At 63.3% G+C, this 22264-nt stretch carries 22 protein-coding genes and 1 pseudogene; 6 read left to right on the forward strand and 17 right to left on the reverse strand.

Going from position 1 to position 22264, the window contains the following annotated elements; genetic code table 11:
• Positions 1 to 43 precede the first annotated feature (43 nt).
• The 6 genes from NFC73_RS17385 to eat form a co-directional block, all read right to left on the reverse strand.
• Positions 44 to 1246, reverse strand: coding sequence for a CBM96 family carbohydrate-binding protein (locus NFC73_RS17385; RefSeq protein WP_254752211.1), 1203 nt, complete (start codon positions 1244 to 1246; stop codon positions 44 to 46).
• A gap of 523 nt (positions 1247 to 1769) precedes the next feature.
• A complete protein-coding gene (locus NFC73_RS17390) occupies positions 1770 to 2549 on the reverse strand; it encodes a 3-oxoacyl-ACP reductase (protein ID WP_252611017.1) in 780 nt (259 codons plus the stop codon).
• Positions 2550 to 2575: 26 nt separating this feature from the next.
• A complete protein-coding gene (locus NFC73_RS17395) occupies positions 2576 to 3943 on the reverse strand; it encodes an aldehyde dehydrogenase family protein (protein WP_254752213.1) in 1368 nt (455 codons plus the stop codon).
• A complete protein-coding gene (locus tag NFC73_RS17400) occupies positions 3924 to 4685 on the reverse strand; it encodes a gamma-glutamyl-gamma-aminobutyrate hydrolase family protein (protein WP_254752215.1) in 762 nt (253 codons plus the stop codon). Before NFC73_RS17400 ends, NFC73_RS17395 begins: the two co-directional genes overlap by 20 nt.
• Positions 4666 to 6048, reverse strand: coding sequence for a glutamine synthetase family protein (locus tag NFC73_RS17405; protein ID WP_254752217.1), 1383 nt, complete (start codon positions 6046 to 6048; stop codon positions 4666 to 4668). The genes NFC73_RS17400 and NFC73_RS17405 overlap by 20 nt, the downstream gene beginning before the upstream one ends.
• A 61-nt stretch (positions 6049 to 6109) precedes the next feature.
• Positions 6110 to 7546, reverse strand: coding sequence for an ethanolamine permease (gene eat, locus NFC73_RS17410; protein ID WP_254752219.1), 1437 nt, complete (start codon positions 7544 to 7546; stop codon positions 6110 to 6112).
• Positions 7547 to 7754: 208 nt separating this feature from the next.
• Here eat and NFC73_RS17415 point away from each other — a divergent pair, with 208 nt between their 5' ends.
• Complete coding sequence (locus NFC73_RS17415; protein ID WP_254752221.1) at positions 7755 to 8516, forward strand: FadR/GntR family transcriptional regulator; 762 nt, start codon at positions 7755 to 7757, stop codon at positions 8514 to 8516.
• 99 nt (positions 8517 to 8615) lie between these two features.
• On the opposite strand, the gene NFC73_RS17420 is transcribed toward NFC73_RS17415, so the two are convergent.
• Positions 8616 to 8807, reverse strand: coding sequence for a hypothetical protein (locus tag NFC73_RS17420; RefSeq protein WP_254752223.1), 192 nt, complete (start codon positions 8805 to 8807; stop codon positions 8616 to 8618).
• A gap of 4 nt (positions 8808 to 8811) precedes the next feature.
• Here NFC73_RS17420 and NFC73_RS17425 point away from each other — a divergent pair, with 4 nt between their 5' ends.
• The 4 genes from NFC73_RS17425 (at position 8812) to NFC73_RS17440 (ending at position 11547) form a co-directional block, all read left to right on the forward strand.
• Positions 8812 to 9051, forward strand: coding sequence for a hypothetical protein (locus tag NFC73_RS17425; protein WP_254752225.1), 240 nt, complete (start codon positions 8812 to 8814; stop codon positions 9049 to 9051).
• A gap of 696 nt (positions 9052 to 9747) precedes the next feature.
• Positions 9748 to 9888 carry a MerR family DNA-binding transcriptional regulator gene (locus NFC73_RS17430; RefSeq protein ID WP_254752227.1) on the forward strand — a complete coding sequence of 47 codons (141 nt, stop codon included), beginning with the start codon at positions 9748 to 9750 and terminating at the stop codon, positions 9886 to 9888.
• Between the two features lie 68 nt (positions 9889 to 9956).
• Positions 9957 to 10484, forward strand: coding sequence for a YbhB/YbcL family Raf kinase inhibitor-like protein (locus NFC73_RS17435; protein WP_254752229.1), 528 nt, complete (start codon positions 9957 to 9959; stop codon positions 10482 to 10484).
• 265 nt (positions 10485 to 10749) lie between these two features.
• On the forward strand, positions 10750 to 11547 hold the full coding sequence (locus NFC73_RS17440) for a GOLPH3/VPS74 family protein (protein WP_254752231.1): 798 nt from the start codon (positions 10750 to 10752) through the stop codon (positions 11545 to 11547).
• A 325-nt stretch (positions 11548 to 11872) separates the two neighbouring features.
• On the opposite strand, the pseudogene NFC73_RS20790 reads toward NFC73_RS17440, so the two are convergent.
• A pseudogene (locus tag NFC73_RS20790) lies at positions 11873 to 11941 on the reverse strand (hypothetical protein); the annotation flags it as partial.
• A gap of 232 nt (positions 11942 to 12173) precedes the next feature.
• On the opposite strand from NFC73_RS20790, the gene NFC73_RS17445 reads away from it, so the two are divergent.
• Positions 12174 to 12812, forward strand: coding sequence for a GOLPH3/VPS74 family protein (locus tag NFC73_RS17445; RefSeq protein WP_254752233.1), 639 nt, complete (start codon positions 12174 to 12176; stop codon positions 12810 to 12812).
• Positions 12813 to 12862: 50 nt separating this feature from the next.
• Here the strand turns inward: NFC73_RS17445 and NFC73_RS17450 are convergent, their stop codons facing one another.
• The 9 genes from NFC73_RS17450 to NFC73_RS17490 form a co-directional block, all read right to left on the reverse strand.
• Entirely contained in the window at positions 12863 to 14299 is a 1437-nt protein-coding gene (locus NFC73_RS17450) for an MFS transporter (RefSeq protein WP_254752235.1), read from the reverse strand.
• Between the two features lie 171 nt (positions 14300 to 14470).
• Positions 14471 to 15706 (reverse strand): NYN domain-containing protein, encoded by a 1236-nt coding sequence (locus NFC73_RS17455; protein ID WP_254752237.1) that lies wholly within the window; start codon positions 15704 to 15706, stop codon positions 14471 to 14473.
• A 194-nt stretch (positions 15707 to 15900) separates the two neighbouring features.
• The gene (locus NFC73_RS17460; RefSeq protein ID WP_254752239.1) at positions 15901 to 17604 is read right to left on the reverse strand and encodes a DUF5671 domain-containing protein; all 1704 of its coding nucleotides are present in this window, start codon (positions 17602 to 17604) and stop codon (positions 15901 to 15903) included.
• Positions 17601 to 18065 (reverse strand): LpqB family beta-propeller domain-containing protein, encoded by a 465-nt coding sequence (locus tag NFC73_RS17465; RefSeq protein ID WP_254752241.1) that lies wholly within the window; start codon positions 18063 to 18065, stop codon positions 17601 to 17603. The genes NFC73_RS17460 and NFC73_RS17465 overlap by 4 nt, the downstream gene beginning before the upstream one ends.
• Positions 18066 to 18202: 137 nt before the next feature.
• Entirely contained in the window at positions 18203 to 18931 is a 729-nt protein-coding gene (locus tag NFC73_RS17470) for an amino acid ABC transporter ATP-binding protein (RefSeq protein WP_256549057.1), read from the reverse strand.
• An 8-nt stretch (positions 18932 to 18939) separates the two neighbouring features.
• Entirely contained in the window at positions 18940 to 19629 is a 690-nt protein-coding gene (locus NFC73_RS17475) for an amino acid ABC transporter permease (protein ID WP_058931152.1), read from the reverse strand.
• A complete protein-coding gene (locus tag NFC73_RS17480) occupies positions 19622 to 20293 on the reverse strand; it encodes an amino acid ABC transporter permease (RefSeq protein ID WP_056340879.1) in 672 nt (223 codons plus the stop codon). The genes NFC73_RS17475 and NFC73_RS17480 overlap by 8 nt, the downstream gene beginning before the upstream one ends.
• 85 nt (positions 20294 to 20378) lie before the next feature.
• Positions 20379 to 21218 carry a transporter substrate-binding domain-containing protein gene (locus NFC73_RS17485; RefSeq protein WP_254752243.1) on the reverse strand — a complete coding sequence of 280 codons (840 nt, stop codon included), beginning with the start codon at positions 21216 to 21218 and terminating at the stop codon, positions 20379 to 20381.
• A 290-nt stretch (positions 21219 to 21508) separates the two neighbouring features.
• Complete coding sequence (locus NFC73_RS17490; protein ID WP_254752364.1) at positions 21509 to 22258, reverse strand: SDR family NAD(P)-dependent oxidoreductase; 750 nt, start codon at positions 22256 to 22258, stop codon at positions 21509 to 21511.
• Positions 22259 to 22264 lie beyond the last annotated feature (6 nt).

The raw sequence follows: 22264 nt of genomic DNA on the forward strand, positions 1-22264 counted from the left end.
GACGGCCGCCACCATGCACTCCTCCCGGGAACTCTGTGTAGGTCTAGGCCGTTTCAGCAGCCGCATACACGCGAACCCAATCCACTCGCATCTCGCCAGCGCCGTTAGCGGTACTGTCTGGGAACCAGTCCAGTTGTAGCGTCTGGTGCATCGAACCGGGAGGCTGGTGCGCCGGGTCGTTGTCCTCAAACCACTTCACTCCATCGACGTAGCCGACGATCCCCTTCGGAGACCAGTCAACCGCGTAGTTGTGGAACTGGGTAACGTCCAGAGCCCTGAACGCCGACGTCTGCGAGTTCGAACATCCATAGTGGTGGAAGAACGTGATGAGGCTCCAGTCACCAGTCGTCTCCGCATAGTCAACTTCGCCGTCACAGGGCCAATTCTCACTATCCGGCCACAGGATGGACACCATATGGTACTCATTGTCACCGGACCCGGCCGCACGGACTTCCCACCGCCCGTACTTCTGGTTTGCGAACTTCGCTCCCATTCCAGCGGTCGTGCCGTCCGGAGTCCCAGTCATGACCATTTTGGAACCATCCACCGTCACCTGCTGTGGACTCCGGACACCGTTGCCCGCGTGCCCGGCGCTGTTGTAGACAATCCACTTCGTGGCATCCGGCGCACCTGTGTAATTGAACTCGTCGCCAGTTACACGCGTGCCCCAACCCTGGACTACGGCCGCCTCGGTAGGTGTTACCGTGTCAGGCGCCGTCGTTACGACCAGCCTGGGACGCAGGGCGGACGAAGATTCCTTCGACTTGAATCCGATCCACTTCTGCGCGTTGCTTTCCAGCTTGAAGTTCTGCTCGCCACCCTTTGCGCTAACGCCCTTAGTAACATCCCATTCAACCCACGAGCCGGTAGCGAACCCGCCAGCCTTCCCCAGCCACGTCCCGCGTGCTGGTGCGTTATTCCAGGTAACTCCCCTCTCGGTCCAGCCGCCAGACGTAGTGAAAACATCCACGAACTCAGTGGAAGTTGTGGATGCCTCCGAATATGCCCGCAGTTTAGCCGAAACAACATGTTCGCCAGCGGGAACTGGAACAGTGAACCGTAGGAGTGTGTTCCGCCAGATGTTCGCACGGCCCTCTGTGGACAAACGGACGCTAGCCCCAAAGTTGGTAGTCGCCTTGTCCGCCTGTACGTAGGTGTCTATGGTCGGCGAGATCGTCGTTGCGGCGTTTGCCGTTGTCGGAGTAATGATTGCGAACCCAACCAGAAGGGATGATGCGACCGCCACGCATTTACGCCAGAACATCAAGCCCGCCCCCTATTAAGCCTAAAGATTTTGTTTGACCCGTCGTTCCACCACAGCTTGCTCTGCGACTTGTCCGACCTCGGCGGATCGCTGGAATTACCGAGCAGACTTGTAGGGACGCTTGGGGCGGACAAGGACTTTACTATGTCAGCGGACGTAGCTTTCATATTCATCGCTGTTTCTACTGGGGACTTAAAGTATTCGATTAGGTTAAGCAAGCGTCGACCCAGAAACAACGACGGCTAAATGTAAATGCCTAAATGTAAATGCCAGATATGCCAAAGCGTAGACCAGAAGCGAAAGAATGAGCAATAAATCCCCTATACCTATGTTCAAGGAATGTGCGAAAACCCCTATACCTCAGTAGTCAACGGCACCATCCTCGCGTCCGACGGCGGCTGGTCGGCGCTGTAGGGGAGTGGCACCCAACGCAGGCGGACGACGGCGGGTGCCTCCCGCCGTCGTCCGCTAAGTAATCTGCGACGCCCCCGATCTGCCCCGCATGTCACTCGGGTGTTACGTAAGCGCCTGAAATGCCGCCGTCAACCAGGAAGGTCGAGGCGGTGATGAAGGATGAATCGTCGCTGGCGAGGAAGGCGACCGCTGCTGCCAGTTCTTCCGGTTCCGCGAACCTGCCCAAGGGCACGTGAACGAGGCGTCGCGCTGCCTTCTCGGGATCCTTGGCGAAGAGTTCCTTCAGCAGGGGTGTGTTGACGGGTCCCGGGCAGAGTGCGTTGATCCGGATCCCCTGCCGGGCGAATTCGACGCCGAGTTCCCGGCTCATGGCCAGCACTCCGCCCTTGGAGGCGCTGTAGGAAATCTGCGAGGTGGCAGCACCCATGACCGCAACGAACGACGCCGTGTTGATAATGGACCCCTTGCCCTGTGCCTGCATGTAGGGGAGGGCGTATTTGCAGCAGTAGAAAACGGAGGTCAGGTTTACTTCCTGGACCCTGCGCCACGCATCGATCCCCGTATCGATGATCGAGGCATCGTCTGCCGGCGAGATTCCGGCGTTGTTGAAGCTGATGTCCACGCTTCCGTATGTTTCATTGGTGATGGCGTAGAGGTTCTTGACTTCCTCTTCGCTGGTGACATCCACCTTGACGTAGAGGCCGCCGACTTCGTCGGCAGCCCGCTGCCCAGCGGTTGGGTCCAAATCAGCGATGACCACATGGGCGCCTTCTGCGGCGAACCGGCGGGCCGTGGCGAGCCCGATCCCGCTGGCGCCGCCGGTGATGACAGCGCTGCGTCCCTTGAGGCGGTTGGAGATTACTTCAATCATTTTTTCTTCCTTTTGTGGTGAGGACGTTATGGGTTGGTGGAGATGAAGACGTTTTTTGTTTCGGTGAACGCGTTCAGGGCGTCCGGGCCGAGTTCCCGTCCGAGTCCTGACTGCTTGAATCCGCCAAAGGGTGTGGAGTAGCGCACCGAGGAGTGGGAGTTGACTGAGAGGTTTCCCGACTCGAGTCCCCGGGCCATCCTCAGCGCCTGACCGATGTCCCGTGTCCAGATGGATCCGGACAGGCCGTAGATCGAGTCGTTCGCCAGGCGGAGTGCGTCGGCTTCGTCCTTAAAGGGAACGACTGCCACGACGGGGCCGAAGATCTCCTCATGCATGACCCTGTCCTCGCGGGCGGGCGTAAGAACGGTGGGAGGGAACCAAAACCCCTTGCCGTCCGGCGCTGATCCCTGGAAAGCCACAGATGAGCCGTCCGGGACGAATCCGGAGACTGTGCGGTGTTGGGCTGCGGAAATCAGCGGTCCCATGAACGAAGCCTCGTCGCTGGGGTCGCCGACCTTCAGGGCCTTCACGACTGGTTCCAGGAGCTCGAGGAATTTCTCGTAGACGCTGTCCTGGACCAGGATTCTGGAGCGCGAGCAGCAGTCCTGTCCGGCGTTATCAAAAGCGCCCCCGGGTGCTGCTGCGGCAGCGGCGTCGAGGTCCGAATCCGCGAAGATGATGTTGGCGCTCTTGCCGCCCAGCTCCAGGGTCACGGGCTTGACCTGCTCAGCGCAGCCGGCCATGATCCGCTTACCGACGCCCGTTGAACCGGTGAAGACAACCTTCCGCACAGCAGGATGGGTCACGAATCGTTCCCCGACGACAGAGCCCTTGCCCGGAATGATCTGCAGGACCCCTTCGGGCAGCCCCGCTTCCAGAGCCAGCTGTCCGAGCCGGATGGCGGTCATGGGAGTCAGCTCCGCCGGTTTAAGGACAACGGTGTTGCCGGCGGCCAGCGCAGGGGCGAAACCCCAGGCCGCAATGGGCATGGGGAAGTTCCACGGCACGATCACTCCCACGACCCCGAGGGGTTCGTTGAAGGTGATGTTGACGCCTCCGGCTACCGGAATCTGCTGGCCAAGGTGCCGTTCGGGGGCTGCGGAGTAGTACGTCAGGACGTCGCGGACATTCCCTGCTTCCCACCGGGCGTTACTGATGGTGTGCCCGGCGTTGCGTACCTCCAGCTGGGCGAGATTTTCCAGGTCGGCGTCTACTGCCGCGGCAAACCTGCGCAGCAGGAGGGCCCGGTCTGCAGGGGCAACATGGCGCCAGGTCTCGAAGGCCTGGACGGCCTTCTCGATCGCCCGGTCCGTGTCCGCATGTGTTGCAAGGGTTATGGTCTCGATGACCTCTTCCGTTGCCGGATTCAGTACGTCAAACGTGCTGGTGGACATTGCCGGGGCTCTCCGTTCGATTTTTGCGGTAGTTGGTTGCAGCCTCAATGAACCCGTTGAAAAGCCGGAGATCGTTGGGATTCTGTTCCGGGTGGAATTGGACCCCTAGTGCCCATCCGCCCGTTGCCGTTTCGAGGGCTTCCACCGTGCCGTCGGCCGCCGCCGCCGTGACGGAAAGGCCGTCAGCGATCCGGTCCATGGCCTGGTGGTGGTAACAGGGTGCGCTGGCCGATGCTCCCAGCAGATGCCGGCTGATGCTGCCCGGCGCCGTCGTGAACTCCACGTTGCCGTATACGCCCGGCGCCGGTTGATAGTCCGCCTCCGGGTTCACATCGGGGATGTGCTGAATCAGCGACCCGCCCATGGCGACATTGAGGATCTGGGCTCCCCGGCAGATGGCGAAAAGGGGGACTTCGGCGTCCAAAGCTGCCTTGGTCAGGGCGATATCGTGCACGTCCCTGGCCGGTTGGGCGCGGGTGAGCCGGTGGGGCTGCGCCCCGTACTGTTCCGGCCCCACATCGCTGCCTCCGGAGATGATCAGTCCGTCCAGCACCTCCACAACCGAGGGGTCAGTGCCGACGGGCGGCAACAGGATAGGAGTGCCGCCGGCGGCGACGACCGCCTGGACGTAGGTTCCCGGCAGAACTGCCGCATCCGCTGTCCAGACGCCCCAGGAAGCCTGCTGAAAGTAGGTTGTCAGCCCGATCCGTGGGCGGTAGCTATCAGAGCCGTTCAAAGACACGCTTGCGCTCCCAGTCCGTTACGGCACTGTCAAAAGCCTTCAGCTCGACATCTGCTGCGAAGACGTAGTGGTCCACAACTTCATCGCCGAAGGATTTGCGTGCAATCTCGCTGTTGGTCAGCAGGGCACGGGAGTCCCGTAGGTTGGCGGGTATGCGATCTGCCTCGGACTGGTAGGCGTTACCGGTCATGATCGGTTCGAGGGGGAGCTCATTCTCGATACCGTGGATGGCGGAGGCGATAAGCGCGGCGGCTGCGAGATAAGGGTTGACGTCCCCGCCTCCAACGCGGTTTTCCACCCGAAGGCTGGGACCGCGGCCGACGATGCGCAGGGCACAACTGCGGTTGTCCAGCCCCCAGGCGATGGCTGTGGGAGCGAAGCTGCCTTCGACGAAGCGTTTGTAGGAATTGATGTTCGGGGCGACGAAGTAGGCCAGCTCCTTCAGTCCGGCGAGTTGGCCTGCGATGAAGCGCTCCATGACGGGGCTGAAGCCATGCTCGCCATCCCCGGCCAGGACCGGATTGCCGTCCAGGTCAGTCAAGCTGAAGTGGATATGGCAGGAACTGCCTTCACGTTCGTTGTACTTCGCCATGAACGTAATGCTCTTGCCCTGCTGGGCGGCGATTTCCTTGGCCCCGTTTTTGTAGAAAACGTGGTTGTCGCACGCAGTAAGCGCTTCTGCGTATCGGAACGTGATTTCCTGCTGGCCCAGGTTGCACTCGCCCTTGGAAGATTCGACCACCAGGCCTGCCTTTTCCATGCCCGTTCGAATGCTTCGGATGACAGGTTCCAGTCTTGCTGTGGCCAGGAGCGAGTAGTCCACGTTGTAGCGGGTAGAGGGTGTGAGTCCCTCGTATTTCTTGTCCCATGCTTCTTCGTAGCTGTCGTCAAACATGATGAATTCGAGCTCGGTGCCAATATGGGCGCGGTATCCCATGGCCTCCAGGCGTTCGATCTGCGCGCGCAGGATCTGGCGTGGGGACTGGGAGACGGGGCGGCCGTCCAGCCAAAAGATATCGCACTGGATCATGGCAGTGCCTTCCAGCCACGGCACCCGGCGCAGGGTGGCGACGTCGGGCCGCATCACCATGTCGCCATACCCGTTCGCCCAGGAGGACATGGAGTACCCGTCAATGGTGTTCATCTCCACATCCACGCTGAGTAGGTAGTTGCAGCCTTCGGCCCCGTGCCCCAGCACGTCTTCGAGGAAAGACCTTGCCCCGCAGCGTTTGCCCTGCAGGCGTCCCATCGAGTCGGTGATGGCAACGACAACGGTGTCGATCTCGCCCGAAGCGACCAGGTCGCGCAGCTCATCGATGGTGAGCTGGCCCTGCGCGGACGTACCGGTTGTTTGATTCGTCATGTGGTTTCCGTAACTTTGATCGTATTTATGAGAGAGATTTTGGACCGTGACCGGACTCGTGTCAGCTCTTGAGTTCGGCCTCGGCTGCAGCCAACTGCGCGAATTCCTCTTCGGGAGCGCCTGCAACGATGCGGTGCCGGCTGTAGAACCAGTAGTAGAGGAGCGCTGCGCCGAAGATTGCAGCTGTTATGGAAGCGGCGAATACGTCGACCACAAATGTTGCGACGACCGCGACCGCAGCAAGGACCAGCGCGATTGAGGTGGTGGCGACCCCTCCGGGTGTCCGGTAACCGCGGGGCAGGTCCGGTTCCTTCCTCCTCAGCACAATGTGCGAGAGGTTCAGGAGGACATAGGAAACTGTTGCACCAAAGACGGCGATGTTGATCAGGAGTGCGCCGTCACCGGTTATTGCCGCCAGCAAAAAGCCGATCGAGCCGGGGACGATCAGTGCCCAATAAGGGGTCCGCCGTTTGCCTGTCAGGGACAGCCATTTGGGAAGATACCCTGCCCGGGACAGCGCGAAGAGCTGGCGGGAATAGGCATAGATGATGGAGAAGAAGCTGGCTACCAGCCCGGCGAGGCCAGCATAGTTGACGAAGTCTGCCAGGAAAGTGTTGCCACCGTACGCCAGTCGCAGAGCCTCCGGGAGGGGGTTATCGGATGCACTCATTGCGGCTGACCCTGCGGCGCCCGGAACGAGAACGAGCATCAGGGCCCCGAAGACGACCAGGATCACAACGGCGACCATGATGCCCCGCGGCATGTCCTTCTTCGGATTGGCCGTCTCCTCAGCGGCCAGGGGAACCCCTTCGACTGCAAGGAAGAACCAGATGCCATACACGAGTGCACCGACGGCGCCGCTGATTCCCATCGGGAGAAAAGCGCTCGAGGTGGGCGAGCCGTCAGGGACTATGTCAAAGAGGTTCTGGGCGTTGAAATGTGGGATCAGGCCCACGACGACGGCGGCCAGGGCGACGACGGCGACTGCGGTGATGCCGAAGATCATCTTGAGAGCCTCTCCCACCCCGCGGAGATGGATGCCCACAAAAACGGCGTAGGTCACCAGATACACCGGCCAGGAGTTGGTCAGGCCAAAGAGTCCCAGCGCTTCAACATAGCCGCCAATGAAGATGGCTATCGCCGCCGGCGCAACGGCGTATTCAATGAGCACGGCCATTCCGGTGGCGAATCCGCCCAAGGGGCCGAGTGCGCGGCGGGCGAAGCCATATCCGGCGCCCGTGGCAGGAAGCGCCGAGGATAGCTCGGCGAGTCCGAAAGCCATGCAGGTGTACATGACGCCCATGAGAACAAATGCGATGAGGAGACCGCCCCAGCCGCCTTGGGCGAGGCCGAGGTTCCACCCTGCGAAGTCGCCGGAGATGACATATGCAACTCCGAGTCCGGCAAGCAGGATCCACCCCGCGGCCCCGCGTTTCAGTTGCCGGTGCTGGAGATATCGCTTGTCGTCGGTAAGCTGGGCTGAATCAGAGGATGCCACTGTTAGTTCCCATCGTCCAAGGTTATTGGTATGAAATAAGACCATAAGCTCGTTACAGTGTGTGGCAGATCACGGGCGCGGTCAAGGGGTTTCTTGATCTCGGCCAACTTTTCCTCGGTTCAACTGTGCTTCCGGCCGGTGCTGCGGTTTTCCTGCTTCAGTGGGCCCCCTGCCATAGGCCTGTTTTTGGACCGATTAGGATAAGGGTATGCAAGAGGAACTGCTCGGAAGCCCCGCCCCGATTCTCCGCCCGGTCCGGCACGGCAACGCCTTCGAGGAGACCATCGAACGTTTGCTCCAGAACATCAAACTCGGTCTGTTCGGTGCCGGGACCAAGCTGCCAGCCGAGCGGGAACTTGCCGAGATGCTGGGCGTATCGCGCGCCACCCTGCGCGATGCCCTGGCCGAGCTGCAGAAGGCCGGATACGTTGAAGTTCAGCGCGGCCGCTATGGAGGAACGTACGTGTGCAGCCGGCCCACTGCGGGTTCGGGGTCCTACCCGGAACTCGATCCGGCCGAGGTAGACGACGTCCTGACCTTTCGCGGCGTACTCGAGCCGGCGGCCGCATCCTTGGCGGCCAGGGCGACGTTATCACCTGCCCAGCGTGGTCACCTGTTAAGGACTTTGGCCGAGGTGGCCAGTGCACCTGCGAATCTGTACCGGCCGAAGGACGCAAGATTCCATGTGGCGATCGCAGAAGTGGCCGGATCGCCAAGCCTTGCGCTCGCGGTGGCGGAAGTCCGCTCAAAGGTAAGTGACCTGCTGGACCGGATACCTCTTCTCCAACCCAACCTGGAACATTCCAACCGGCAGCACCAGGAAATCGTGGACGCCATACTCCGGGGCGACGACGAGGCAGCCTTCAAGGCGGCGCAAGATCATCTGCAGGGAACAGCGTCGCTGCTACATGGATTCCTCGGTCATTCCCAGCCTGGGGTTTCCCCGCAATCGACAGCACCACAGCGTTGAGTTGACACGGTTTCCCCGCTGAAACTCCTAAAAGTATCGCGGAGGACGTCCGCCTGGGCCTTGAGCGGACGATGGCGGGAGGTCCCGCCGTCGTCCGCTCTACTTGTTTCGAAGCTTAGGGTCAACGATCTCTGTCCGGATCACTGTCGCCAGCGTCTGGACCGTTGTGGTGATCCCGGTATTCCGCTTGATTTCCTTGCGGATGATGTCCAGCACCGAGTCGGACAGGATGACGTCCAGCAGCGCATCCGGCGACGTTGCCGCGCGGTGCTTCCACAGCTCTGACCGCATACATTTGGACCTGGCGAAGGTGCCGCTCATTAAGTTTCTGGCTCACCCGCTTGACCTCGATGAAGGCAATCAGCTGCTTGTCAATTCTTACGCCGTAGTCCGCGAAATCCTGCTTGACCATGTATTCGGTTGTCAGGTCGCGGAATTTGTCATCACCCCGTGGCTGCTTCCGTTGTTCAGTGTCCGGGGAAACGACCGCCACGAGGCTTACTTCCATCGCCGGCGGCGCTGGCGCGTCGGCTGAATTTTCGTCGGATGGAACGACTTGGAGAGCACGGGCTGGACCCACGGGACGCGACAATTCGTCGGGGAGCTGGATGTGTGGGTCCACGACGCCAAAGCCGCTTGTTTCAACAGCCACTGGATTGTCGGCAACCATGGCTGGGCGGCCTCCCTGCTCACCCCCGGGGCTTCGACGGTCCTGGCCGCGGAGATGGCCTCCAGATCGGCGATGCGCTGGAACGAGGTGACCCTGCCCAGCCTCAGCCGCCCACTGGGACAGCACCTGTGTCATTTTCCATACTCGCCTGCACTGCGGGCCGCCTGTTTTCGCGGTTGTGCAGGCGGGTGTTGAGCACTAGTTTTTCAATACTCCTCTGCACTAATGTCGTTGTTGCTTACTACTCCTCTGCACACCAAGGGAGGTAGCGGAGTGGATGCAGAATCTACACACATTCGTGAGCCCGGCACGTTGACCGTGCCTGATGCGTCAGGGACCACAAGCCCGGGGTGTGGATCATTTGCACGGCCTGCCACAGGCCAAGCGCTACGCCGACACCAGCGATGAGCATGAGAAAGCCCCCATCCGGTGGCCGAACGCAACCCGCACATCACGATTCACGCCAAAGTCGCGAGCAATCACGGCGCGATCCTCCGCAAGGACTTCCGCGCGATCGCCGAGGCGGTCCGCGGCGTCGCCGGTTGAGGCGGTCTGGAGCCCATGCTCACAATCAGCCAACTGGCCCCCTGTGCCGGCGTGACGGTGCCAGTCCGGCACTATCACCAGACCGGCCTGCTCGCCGAGCCCGAACGCGACCACTCCGGATACCGCAGCTACGACGCGGCGCCGTCGTGCGGTTGATCCGGCCGCGGCCCACGCCGGCGAAGAGTTCAGGAATGCCGACTCCGCCAGCAACTGAAAGGCAACAGATGTCTCCCCACGATTCCCATACCCGCCACGGTTCCCCCTTCCTGCACCTCAGCAGCGAGTCCATCCAGGATGGCCAGACCCTGCCGCCCGCACAGCGCAGCGGCAAGATGCGTGCCGGCGGCAGGGACGAATCGCCTCAACTGAGCTGGGGCGGCGCGCCGGCTGGCACCATGAGTTACGCCGTGACAACGTTCGATCCGGACGCCCCGGGCAGTGGCGGATTCTGGCACTGGGCCATGCTGGACATCCCCGCAGGCGTCACGTCGCTGCCCGCCGGAGCCGGTGCCGAAGGCGTGCGCCAGCTTCCGTCCGGCGCGATCCAGTTGAAGAACGACGCCGGTTTCCACGGCTACGTGGGCGCCGCACCGCCACCCGGACACGGCCCGCACCGGTATGTTTTCACGGTCTACGCCCTGGATGTGGAACACCTCGGGCTGGACGCCGGATTCAGCCCCGCCAAGCTGGAATCGAAGCTGTCCGCACACTCCCTGGGGCGCGGGATGATCACGGCCATCTTCGAACGCTGAGCCCGCCGAAATCGCCGGACCTGCGAGTTCGCGCCTCAGGGCGGACCTGGATCCGGGGAGGAGCCGCCTTCAGCCCAACGTAGACTGGCAGGATGCGGCTCCTCGCCAAGCGTCACCTGGACTTCTACGACAGAACCGGGTGGGGGACATTCACGCTGGCCTCGTAAGCGGCACCAAACGTAGAAGGACGACGGCGGGACGTCCCGCCGTCGTCCGCTTGTAAATCCTCATTGTGGTGGGCGCCCAACAGGGCCACCATGTTCGTATGGACGCTGAAACACCGAAGGCGGCGGAGCTGAACCTTCCCCAGGCCTTCCTCCTGCTGGCAACGAACGACACGAACGGCAAACCCGAAGTGCCGGTGTTCGCACTCAGAACCACTGTGGCAGGGGCAATCCTGGCCGAGCTGGACCTGATCGGTGCGATCGAGCTGCAGGGGAAGCGCGTCAGGGCCACCGGCGACGCCCCGCAAACAGACTTCCAGCGCGAGCTGGAAGTCATCCGTGGCAAATCCCGGCCCCACACTCCCAAGTGGTGGGTGGGCATGCTGGAAGGCCGCGCCGTGGTGCAGCGTGTCTACGAGGGCATGGCGTCACTGGGCATCGTGGAACATGTCGGCGAAAAGCACCTGGGCCGGTTCCGGGCCGTGCGGTACCCGGAGAAGGACCATGCTCCGGAGGCGGCGCTCCTGGAAAAGATCCAGGCCGCCCTCAGCGGCCCGCCCTCCGAACTTGAGCCGCCGGATACGACGGCGACGGGTACCACGGCGACCGATGCCGGCTCTGATGCGGGCGCCAGTGATGCTGCGTCTGGTGCGGGGGCGTCCGAGGCCGCGAAGCCAGCTGCCGGGGCGACTGATGCCAAGCCTGATTCGAAGGCGCCCGATGCCAGGACCATAGTGCTGATCGCCCTGCTTCAGGCGGCCGGAATGCTGGGCAAGCTCTTCCCGGCGGCAGATCTGACCCGGGCAACTGAGCTGTCGAAGGACTATTGGCCGTCCCGCGCGGTGGAGGACGAACTTCGTATGATCCGGCTCGCGGAGCAAGAAGCCGCAAACCTGTGATGCTGCCCAATCGCGGTCGCGCCGCGCTTCCGTTCGGCGGTGATCTTTCGTGGCCGAGGCCCAACGGATCGCCGCTGGCATAGCGGAGGAGTCCGGCTGCGACAATTGCGTTGTCGTGGGGCTCCGAAGGGCGCCTAGATCGTCGTAGCTGCGCCGCAGGGTCCGTTTGATGGACCGGTTTCCCATCTGGCGTACCGGAATCTTCGCCACCCATTCCTGCCGGCGCAGGTCCCGGGGCGACAATCCGTCTACGTCGGGATGGACGAATGCCAGGCTCCTTCGTCTCCGCCGCCAAAGGTTCAAGCGGCTGGCCATCAACGGTCAGACTCCAGCCCGAGAGGATGCGGGCATCCTGCACGAAAAGACCACGCGGATGGCCAGCCACCGTGGCCACCTCCAAGAACCCAGCAAGGGTGCCGTTTACCTGTAAGTCTTACGGTTGCCGGCACCGCCGTTTCTCCAAACGACGCTACGCTTGCTGGCTCTCCAACGCTTACGGCCAACGCGGGGTCACTTACTGCCCGATAAGTGCCGCCCGTTATTGGGCAGTAAGTGACCCCGCGTTGAGTGTTGGTGCCAGCGAATGACCGTTGTGGTGGGCGCCCGGTCGGGTCCACCCTGATCGTATGAACGCTGAAATGCCCACGGCGGAAGAGCTGAACATTCCCCAGGCCCTGCTCCTGCTGGCAACCAACGACAAGGACGGCGAGCCCGCCGTTCCGCATGTTGTGCTCAAGGCCGCTTTGGCCGGGGCGATCCTGGCCGAGCTGGACCTGATCGGCGCCATCGAGCTGCAGGGGAATCATGTCAGGGCTACCGGCGCCACCCCGCAAACGGACTTCCGGCACCAGCTGGAACTCATCCGGGATACGTCGCGCCCGCACACTCCCAAGCGGTGGGTATCGATGCTGGAGAGCCGCGCCGAGCTGCGCCGTGTCTATGAGGGGATGGCGGCGCTGGGCATCGTGGACCACGTGGGCGAACGGCACCTTGGCCTGTTCAGGACCACACGGTACCCGGAGAAGGACCACGCTCCGGAGGCGGCGTTGCTCAAGCAGGTCGAGGCCGCGCTCAGGGGTGGAACCTCCGATCCGCGTACCACCGCACTGACCGCGCTGCTCTATTCGGCGGAGCTGCTCGGGAAAATCTTCCCGGCAGCGGATCAGGGCCATGCCAGGGAACTGGCGAATGACTATTGGCCGTCCCGAGCGGTGGCCGGCGAGCTCCGCATGATCAGGCTGGCGGAGGCGGAAGCGGCAACGTAGGAAAGCGCACGACGGCGGAGGTCCCGCCGTCGTCCGGTTTCTGTACGTCCCTACTCGTCCACGGGTGGCGATGTCGCCGTCTCACGGGCCTCTTGCGCCGCCTGCGCATACGTCGCTGAGACCCGGCGGTAGACCGGCGTCAGGAAGGCCAGCAACGCGGCCACGATCATGATGATCCCGGCCACCAGGAACACAAGGGCGATGCCGCGGGAGACGCCCTCGCCGAGCAGCGGAGCCAGCTGGGCGGCGCCCTCGGTGGACCGGGCGTAGGGGATGATCCAGAACTGGGCGATCGGTGCAATGAGGAAGGCGGTGATCGGCGCCGCCGCGGACTCGAACGCCATTGCGAAGCCGAACACCCGCCCTTGCCGGGGCAGGGGCACCACCTGCTGGATGACTGTCTGTTCGGCGGCCTCCACGAAAGGTATCAGGACCAGGTACAGCCAGATGCCGGCGATGTAGAGCCAGGGCCATTCCCGCACCGTGAATGCCGCGCCCAGGAAACCCATTACCACCACCGCGATGAGCATGGTGCACAACGGGTTGGCCCCGAGCCCGAACTTGCCGATCAGCGCACCGCCAATGATGAACCCGGTGGAGCCGAACGCGAAGACGGCTCCCCAGACCTCCACCGGGAACATCTCCAGGCCGTACGGGTCCATCAGCGCCATGTAGACGCCGCCGATGAAGTTGTTGAACGTGGAGAACAGGATCAGCGCGAAAAGTCCGGCAATGGCCAGGACAGCGGCAATGGATCCCCGCAGGTCGAAGGCGCCGTGGGCGTCCGTGGCGGCCACCTGCACCTCCTCTGGCATGCGCAGCGTGAGCAGGTGCGCTAACGCCAGCGCCGTGAGCACCAGGGCGACGACCAACGTCCAGCCCATGCCCAGCAGCCCCACCGACAGGCCGGAGAGCACCGAGGTGACAATGAACGCCAGCCCCTGCACCATGCCCACCATGCCGTTGGCATTGGCCCGGCGGTCGGGCTCGATGAGGATGGTGACTGTGGTGGAGAGGGCGACGTTGCGCATGTTCTCCACCACCGCACCGACCAGGATGATCATGGCAAAGATCCAGAACCACGGCTGCGTCAGGTCCAGCAGGCCGGCGGCGGGTGTCAGCAGGAACATGACCCCGGCCAGGATGAACATCACCAGCGTGAAAGAGGCGGCGAAGCGCATCACTGTCAGCTTGCGGTAGCGGTCCACGAACGTGCCGAAGCTGATGCTGGAAAGGGCGATCAGCAGCATGTAGGCGCCGCCGATCACCCCGGTGGCGATCACGTTCCGCGTCTCCAGGTACACCCAGAACGTCAGGGCGAACCACAGGTAGCTGGTGGTGATGTTGGCGAGGGCGGTGTTCACCAGGATCCCGGCGAACGTGCGGGACCGCTGCGCCGGAGTGCGTAGGGACGTATCGATGGCGTCGGCATCGGCCGGGCCCGCAGCCGCTGCGACGCCGGCCGGGGCCGGTTCGTGCTCGGTCATGCGTCCCAGTTTACTGACAAGCGACGGTCGTGGACACGGTCAATCACGCCGGCTGCAACGTCGCCGACAGCCGTCAAACTAAAGCGGACGACGGCGGTGTTCCATGGGCTCGGGCACCCAGCGCAAGACGGACGACGGCGGGGCCCCGCCGTCGTCCGTTTCTCCCGTCGTTCAGTTGTCCAGCAGTCCGCCGCTCGCCCAGCGCCGGACGGCGAGCTTCTCGGCGGCGTCGAACTCCAGCAGAGCCACGCGGCAGAGTTCCTCGACGTTTGCGGTCCAGGCTGCCGCGAGGCCTTCGGCCGTCGCCTCGTCGGTGAGCGGGAAATTGACGTAGGCCAGGCCCTGAAGGACAAAGCTCACGGCGTTGCGGGAGACCGGCTGGTCCGCGTTGACGCAGTCGTCCCTCACCTGCCGGGACAGTTCGGTGCGGTTGAGCGGGTGCTCACGAAGCCTGGCTGCCATGGACTGGAACATCTGCCGGAACTGGGCTGCGGAAAGGGCCGGCACGTCCGTCACCCTGGTGACCTGTTCCTCGATGCCCGGCTGCAGGTCCGCGGGCGCAGGCAGGTCCTCGCTCGAGAAGCGCTTCGCGTCCCAGACCCAGCCACCTTGTGCCGGGGAATATTCGACGCCCTGGCCGATCTGGGACACCCACGTCCCAAACTTTCCCCAGCCGCCCCAGTCCGTCTTCAGGGATGGCTCTGCCGTGAGCGCCCGGTGGGCCACCATCGCGCCGTTTACCGGTCCGGGAGCGGCGCGGACAAACTCAAGGACCTCACGGATGGCGGGCGAGGCGGACTTGGCCTTCGCCTTCGCGGCGGCGGGGACGGTCTGCTGCTTCCCGGCCGCCACCGCATGTACCGGCTCCACCGTTGAGCCGTTGAGGATGGCGACGAAGTCGTGGGATTCCACCACATGGTCCGCCATCTCCCGGTACGCGAAGGCCACCGCGCCGGCCGCGATGACCGTGGTCATCCGGTCAGCGGCCCGGAACCGCTGGATCAGGGACGTGAAATCGGCATCGGCCGAGGCGATGAAGAACTCTTCGATGCCAACGTTGCCGGACAGCGCGTCCATGGCATCAAGCACCAGATTGATGTCCGTGCTGCTCTTGCCCCGCTGCGTCAGCGACGGACAGTCGATCACGCGGAAGCCGGCGCGGGTCCAGTAGGTCCGGTACTTCGAGTACACCACCGGATTCAGGTAGCAGTTGCGGATCAGGAACCTGCGGGCATCCTCGCCGGAACCGCCCGCTGACAACGCGTCGGCCCAGTGCTTCGGGTCTTCGGCAAAGCGCTTCGCCGCGACAGGATCCAGTGCCTGCAGGCCGGTGAAGACATTGTCGAAATCAACAAACATCGCAGCTCGGATGCCTGGCCTGCGGGACGGTGGGAGGGCCTCGTTCATTGGCTCAGTTTGGCAGTATCGTCGCGAACTGGCGACCGCTCCGGCTGCGCCGCGCTAAGGGCGGCGTGGCTCCTTCAGGCCTGGGGCCAGGTCCGCGGCGGTCTCGGTCAGCTCCACCCGGTTTCATCCGGTACTTCCGTACGAATTCCCGGACCTGGTTGACTGTGTGCTCGAGACACCTCAGAGGGTGCTCGTTAGCCTTCGGGTATCCGGTATCCGGTATCCACGGGAATAACGTCAAGGCGGGTACCAGGCCCCCGAACCACCAGCACGTGCCGGGCGGTGATGCCTTCCAGGGCCTTGGCTATCTGCCCGAGGCTGTCCCCGGGCGTGGGAAAGGTGCCTGCAGCTGGTTGGGTTGTCGCGCCGTCGTCGGTCCGCAGCCATACGGTGACTTTGGCGCCGCCCGTGACTTCGGCGATGCCCTTCGCCAGCGCCTCCGGATCGGATCCTGTGACCAGGGTGACCCGGTCAACGGTCCGCCTCCTGGCGGGTTCGGCGGCCGCGATAAGAACACGGTCATGCCGCCACAGGGCGAAGTGGTAACCGGCGACGAGGCCCGCCGCCACCAGAAGCCCAAGAGGTGCGCGGATGCGGTCAATAAGGCTGCCCCCCGATACATCTCCGAGAAGAAACTCGAAAAGACGGTATCCAATGACGAGGAGCGCAATAAGCGCCACCACCGCGCTGATCCCGAAAAATGCAATGAGGTAGACGCGCCTTCCGTGCGGGATGGCCTCGGCGGTCTGCGGTTGCCTCGTCGGCTTCCACGCCAGCCACCAGGCCGGACCACCCACCAGCAGGGAACTGACGCCGCCCAGGAGAACGGTCCGCGCGGAACCTCCTGCCAGCGGTGATACTGCCGCGGCCAACAATGAATTGACAACTACGCCTATGCCGGAGGCACCCGTTGCGAGGGCCACTGCTGACGTCACCAGGAGACTTGCCCTCCTGGTCGCACCGGAGCGATGGACCGAAACGGTGCGGTGATAGCGCCACACCACCGAACCAATGAATGCCGCCGCGATGGCGGAGGCCATGGGGTCCAGCAACTCGCCCATTGGACTTTCCCTGTCGAAGGCCACCCTCAGGAGCACAAACAGGACCACTCCGCTTCCGCCCAGCGCCGTGATCCCCGCCGCGAAGATTCCGACGCCGATTATGGTCACGTCGGCAAGGCGTGTCTGAAGGCGTTGCCCGCCCTCGCGGAACCAGTGCCACCACCACACGATGCTTCCGCCGACTGCCCACACCAGTGCCCGGAGCACGGAATGCCACCACGGTTCAACGGCCACGGTAAGCAGTGTGGTGCCCCGGATTGCGACGTCGAGCAAGCCGCCCAGGGCCAAGATGCCTGCGATGGCGCCCACCAGCAGGCCAAATACGGTCCCGATGAGGTTCCGGATGTCTTCCAGATGAGTTGAAGGCTTGACCGGGTGCTTCCACATCCAGCGATGCCATACCCAAATGACGGCCCAGACCAGGCCGTTGGAAAGCGGCGAAGCCCACTGACGTTCGGGTCCGCCGATCAAAGACGCCGCCAGCCCCAGCAGCGCCGTGGTCGAGACAATGAGCGAAACCGCGTACATGCCGGTGATGTAAAGGCCCCATCCGACCGCGGTGCGCTCCGCCTCGTCATCGAGCCTTCTCCATACAAACCACCACAGGAGCAAGGCGAGCGGTCCCCCGATCAGGGTGAAGGCGAGGGCGAGGGCGAGCCCGGCTACGTCGGTGGGTGCCAGCACTGCCCCGGACGTAAAAAGGCGCTCCAGCAACCCGCTCAGGCCGGACGCCGCGATCACCACGAGGGCGAACAGCAGTGCGTACAGGATCAGGCGTCGCAGGGCCACCTGGGCCAGGCCCGGCGTCTGGACTGGTGCCCCTACCTGGGAAGTCATGGTTTCGCCGGCATTCCAGCGCAGGACATCAGCGGGAAAGGCACCTGGTCCAGCATCCATCTGCCGTCGACCTTCACCAACGAGAAAGTCTCCTCCATCTCATACTCAGACGGGCCGAACAGGCCTCCTTGGGTTGAGTGCACGATGGAGACTTTCACCGTGGCTGATGCACCACGCTCAGTGGTAGAGATCAGGATGACCCTGGCGGGCCGGGGCCCACCTTCAAAGTAACCGCCGCACTTCGCCCGGGCCGCTTCGGTCAGGTAAGAACCGGCGGTGGGGGTGTCGCCGTCGATTACCGCTGTGCTGTACCGCTGGACAACTCCCGCCGGGCTGTTCTCGTCCAGGGGTTTGGGCTCGCCTCGTGAGAAGACGACGGCGAGCGCGACGACCACCAGTAGTCCTACGGCGCAGATGAGAACGATAAGGATCCGGTCGGGTTTTCTGGCTGCGCCGCTCATGGCGCCAGTATGGCCGATCTTTACGACTTCTGCGACATTCGATCGGGCATCCGGTGTCCCGTTCTACGGGTGGGCGTCCGTGCGCGAACGGACGACGGCGGGACCTCCCGCCGTCGTCCGCTCACTGCGTGCTCCGGTTACAGAACCTTGCTGAGGAACCCCTGAGTCCTGGCGTTCCGCGGCGAGGAGAAGATCTCATCGGGGGAGCCTTCCTCGACGATCAGTCCCTGGTCCATAAAAAGCACGCGGTCAGCGACTTCCCGGGCGAAGCCCATTTCGTGCGTGACCACCACCATGGTCATGCCCTCATGGGCCAGGTCCTTCATGACGGTCAGCACCTCGCCGACAATTTCCGGGTCCAGGGCTGAGGTGGGCTCGTCAAAGAGCATGATTTTTGGATCCATGGCCAGCGCGCGGGCTATGGCCACGCGCTGCATCTGACCGCCGGACAGGCTCCCGGGGAAGGCCTCCGTCTTTTCGGCCAGACCTACCTTTGCCAGCAGCATTTCGGCCTTGGCGCGGGCTTCGTCCCTGTTGACCTTGGCCACCTTGAGCGGGGCCAGCATCACGTTGTCGATGACCTTCAGGTGCGGGAACAGGTTGAAATGCTGGAAGACCATTCCCGCTTCCTGCCGGACCAGGTTGATGTTCGTCTTCGAATCGTCCAACCGGTGCTTGTTGATCACGATGCTGCCGGACGTGATCGATTCCAGGCCGTTCATGCACCTCAGGAACGTGCTCTTGCCTGAACCCGAGGGGCCGATGACGCACACCACCTCACGCTCACGGATGTGGCAGTCAACGCCTTTGAGGACATGGTTGGGGCCGAACTTCTTATTCAAATTCTCAACAAAAATCACAGTCATATTCCGATCTAAACGCTCGCGGGCTCGGGAAGTTTGAGGGGGTCCACCTGGATGCCGGTCCGTTTCTCGTACAGGCGCCCCAGTAGGGAGATGCTGTAGCAAATGACGAAGTACATGGCGGCGACGGTCAGGAACGTCATGATGGGGTCGCCGGTGAGGTTAGTGACGATGTTGCCCGCGTGCGTCAGCTCCACCAGCCCGGTCACCGTCACCAGGGAGGAATCCTTCACCAGGCCAATGATGAAGCCGACGCCGGGCGGCACCATGATCTTCCTGGCCTGCGGCATGACCACATACCGGAGCTTCGCCCAGTAGTTGAGCCCGAGGGCATCTGCAGCCTCACTTTGTCCCCGGGGCACGGCTTCGATGCTGCCCCGCACGATTTCTGCCACATAGGCGGCGGCGAAGCAGGTCAGCGCGATGACGGCCGAGGCGAACTTGTCCAGTTCCAGGCCGGGAAACAGCAGCGGGATCCCGAAGAAGATGAAGAAGATGATGACCAGGATCGGGATGCCGCGGACGCAGCTGATGTAGATGGTGCTGATCCAACGGGCGATCCTGCTGGGGGACGTTCTGGCAATGCCGAGGATCAGTCCGAAGATGATTCCGAGGATGCCGGACATGGCGCAGAGCTGAATGGTCAGCCAGGCCCCCTTGGCCAGCGGAATGAGGTCCTGCCAATCAAAGGCCCTAAACACGTGCGCCCACCGCCCACCGGAACAGCGTCGTTTCGGCCCGTTTCGAGGCCAGGGACAGCAGGGCGGATACGCCGAGGTAGAGCAGCCCGCCCACTGCGAGCACCTCGATGGTCCGGTACGTGGTGTTGCTGACGCTCATGATCGCGTTGGTCAGTTCAGGAAGCGAGATGATGGATCCAATCGACGAAGCCAGGAACAGCAGAATCAGCTGGTTGGTCAGTGCAGGGAAAACGTTCCGGGTGGCCGGCAGCAGGACGATGTAGCGCACGATCTGGGCGTTCTTCATGCCCAGCGCCTTGCCGGCCTCACGCAGGCCGTGGGGCACCGATTCGAAGCCGGCCCGGTAAATTTCCGCCGTGTATGCCGCGTTGTTAAGGGTCAGGCCAATGACGGCGGCCCAGATGGGCTCGAGGTTGATGCCCAGCGCGGGAAGGGCAAAGTAGATCAGGTACAGCTGCACCAGCAGAGGCGTGTTGCGGATGGCCTCGATGTAGCACGTGCAGAAGATGCTGACTGCTTTTCCGGGCCCGACCTTCCCCAGGTACAGGAAGACGCCGAGTGCGCTTCCCGCCACCATGGCCACGAGCGTGATGTACAGAGCTGTCCAGAGCCCCTCAAGCAATAGCGAGCTGAACGGGAGAAGGTCTCCGAAATATAAAGCCATGAGCAAAGGGTCCTATCCGTGAACGGCGGTGTGGGTGAATGACTGCCTGTCCTCCACCCACACCGGAGAGTGCGTCCGAATACTGTTAGTGGGCGAGGAAGGGCGGAAGTTCCAGCCCGAACCACTTCTGCAGGGAGGCCTCGTTCTGTCCGGAGATGGTGTAGTTCCGGATGAAGTTGTTGATGTAGTTAACCCACGTCTGGTCGCCCTGCTTGACGCCGATGGAGAACAGCGCCGGCTTGATCGGGTCGCCCTTGAGCACCTGGAATGCGGACGGCTCGCTCTTCACGAGCCCGCCGATGATGGCGTTGTTTTCAATCAGCGCGTCCACCTTGCCGCTCTTGAGGGCCTGGATGGAATCGGCCGTGGTGTTGAAGCCGGCGATCTTGGCGTTCGGGAAGGTGGCCTTGAGGATCTGCTCGCCCACACTTCCGCGCGACGTGGCCACGGATTTCCCGTCGAGATCCGCGTAGCTGGCGATCGGGCTTCCCACGGGCACCATAAAGACCGTGGAGCTGGCGGCGTACGGCTCGGACATATCCACCACCTGGGCGCGCGCATCCGATGCCGTGAAGGTGGCAATGACGGCGTCCGCCTTGTCGGTCTGCAGCAGCGGGATGCGGCTTTCGTTCGTGGCCGTGACGAACTCAATCTTTGCTCCCAGCGAGGCGCCGAGCGCGTTCGCGACATCAATGTCGAAACCCTCGTGCTCACCGGATGACGTCATCACGCCGTACCCCGGAGAGTCGGCACTGACGGCGATCTTGATGGTCTTTGTCTTGAGGATCTGTGTGAGGTGGCTGTCCGCCACGGCTCCTGCTGTGCTCCCAGCACCGGCTGAGGCGCCGCCGGAGGAGCAGCCTCCCAGCGTGAGGGCCAACGCGATAGCCGGAACAAGAAGCAACTTCGGTGTTGCTTTGAACATGGTGCTCTCCTGGAGATTGTTGATGCGGATCGGATGCGGATCGAATGCGGGGGTGACGGAGTCCGGGGGAGCCCGGTCGTTCGCCGTCGAAGATCATATAGGAATACGCACTATCATATAGGGGATGTGACGCAGGTCAAGACCCTCCTGAAAACCGCTTGCGTGCGCTCGCCGGAAGGGGACCGGGCCTCCCTCCTGAAACGCCAAAGGCGCCGCCGTGCCCCGATACATCAGGACACGACGGCGCCTCGCAGCTTCTTGCTTCGCCGGGACGCTACCCCGGCGGGACGTTACTCCACGGGACGCAGGCGCACGGCCTGCATGCCGCCGTCGACCGCCAGTTCAGTGCCCGTCGTCGAACCGGCCAGCGGACTGGCCAGGTACGCCACCGCCGCTGCAACCTCCTCCGGCGTGACCAGCCGGCCGTGCGGCTGCCGGGCCTCCAGCGCCGCGCGTTCCGCGACCGGGTCATCCGCCTGGCTCAGCAGCCGGTTGATCCAGGGCGTGTCAGCCGTGCCCGGATTGACGCAGTTGACCCGGATGCCTTCACGGACGTGATCGGCCGCCATGCTGAGCGTCAGCGCCCGGATGGCGCCCTTGGTGGCCGCGTAGAGTGCGCGGGCGGGCAGCCCGGCCGTGGCGGCGATGGAGGACGTGTTGACGATCGCGGCGGCGGGGGACTGCCGGAGATGGGGCAAGGCGGCACGGCTCACCCGCACCGCGCCGATCACGTTGACGTCCAGAACGCGCTGCCACTCGGCGTCGTCGTTGTCCGCAACGGTGCCCTGGGCTCCAATGCCTGCGTTGTTGACCACAACGTCGATCCCGCCGAATTCGCGGGCAACGCGTTCGACGGCGGCACGCACCGAAGCGTCATCGGCCACGTCGCATCGGATCGACAGCGCCGCTTCGGATGCTGCCTCGGGATTCAGATCCAGCACCGCCACCTTCGCCCCGCGCCGGGTCAGATGCGCCGTGACGGCGGCTCCGATGCCGGATGCCCCGCCGGTGACGATGGCACGGATGCCTTCAAACTCCATGGCCGG

This window comes from Pseudarthrobacter humi, from assembly GCF_024294965.1.
Lineage (GTDB): Bacteria > Actinomycetota > Actinomycetes > Actinomycetales > Micrococcaceae > Arthrobacter > Arthrobacter humi.

What these genes read in the sequence shown, in the direction of transcription:
- NFC73_RS17395 (WP_254752213.1), bottom strand. Translation starts at nt 3,943, where the DNA reads ATGTCCACCAGCACGTTTGACGTACTGAATCCGGCAACGGAAGAGGTC.
- NFC73_RS17440 (WP_254752231.1), top strand. Translation starts at nt 10,750, where the DNA reads ATGGACGCTGAAACACCGAAGGCGGCGGAGCTGAACCTTCCCCAGGCC.
- NFC73_RS17480 (WP_056340879.1), bottom strand. Translation starts at nt 20,293, where the DNA reads ATGGCTTTATATTTCGGAGACCTTCTCCCGTTCAGCTCGCTATTGCTT.
- NFC73_RS17420 (WP_254752223.1), bottom strand. Translation starts at nt 8,807, where the DNA reads ATGCGGTCAGAGCTGTGGAAGCACCGCGCGGCAACGTCGCCGGATGCG.
- NFC73_RS17430 (WP_254752227.1), top strand. Translation starts at nt 9,748, where the DNA reads ATGCTCACAATCAGCCAACTGGCCCCCTGTGCCGGCGTGACGGTGCCA.
- NFC73_RS17405 (WP_254752217.1), bottom strand. Translation starts at nt 6,048, where the DNA reads ATGACGAATCAAACAACCGGTACGTCCGCGCAGGGCCAGCTCACCATC.
- NFC73_RS17490 (WP_254752364.1), bottom strand. Translation starts at nt 22,258, where the DNA reads ATGGAGTTTGAAGGCATCCGTGCCATCGTCACCGGCGGGGCATCCGGC.
- NFC73_RS17390 (WP_252611017.1), bottom strand. Translation starts at nt 2,549, where the DNA reads ATGATTGAAGTAATCTCCAACCGCCTCAAGGGACGCAGCGCTGTCATC.
- NFC73_RS17450 (WP_254752235.1), bottom strand. Translation starts at nt 14,299, where the DNA reads ATGACCGAGCACGAACCGGCCCCGGCCGGCGTCGCAGCGGCTGCGGGC.
- NFC73_RS17415 (WP_254752221.1), top strand. Translation starts at nt 7,755, where the DNA reads ATGCAAGAGGAACTGCTCGGAAGCCCCGCCCCGATTCTCCGCCCGGTC.
- NFC73_RS17460 (WP_254752239.1), bottom strand. Translation starts at nt 17,604, where the DNA reads ATGACTTCCCAGGTAGGGGCACCAGTCCAGACGCCGGGCCTGGCCCAG.
- NFC73_RS17465 (WP_254752241.1), bottom strand. Translation starts at nt 18,065, where the DNA reads ATGAGCGGCGCAGCCAGAAAACCCGACCGGATCCTTATCGTTCTCATC.
- NFC73_RS17455 (WP_254752237.1), bottom strand. Translation starts at nt 15,706, where the DNA reads ATGAACGAGGCCCTCCCACCGTCCCGCAGGCCAGGCATCCGAGCTGCG.
- NFC73_RS17445 (WP_254752233.1), top strand. Translation starts at nt 12,174, where the DNA reads ATGAACGCTGAAATGCCCACGGCGGAAGAGCTGAACATTCCCCAGGCC.
- NFC73_RS17485 (WP_254752243.1), bottom strand. Translation starts at nt 21,218, where the DNA reads ATGTTCAAAGCAACACCGAAGTTGCTTCTTGTTCCGGCTATCGCGTTG.
- NFC73_RS17435 (WP_254752229.1), top strand. Translation starts at nt 9,957, where the DNA reads ATGTCTCCCCACGATTCCCATACCCGCCACGGTTCCCCCTTCCTGCAC.
- NFC73_RS17470 (WP_256549057.1), bottom strand. Translation starts at nt 18,931, where the DNA reads ATGACTGTGATTTTTGTTGAGAATTTGAATAAGAAGTTCGGCCCCAAC.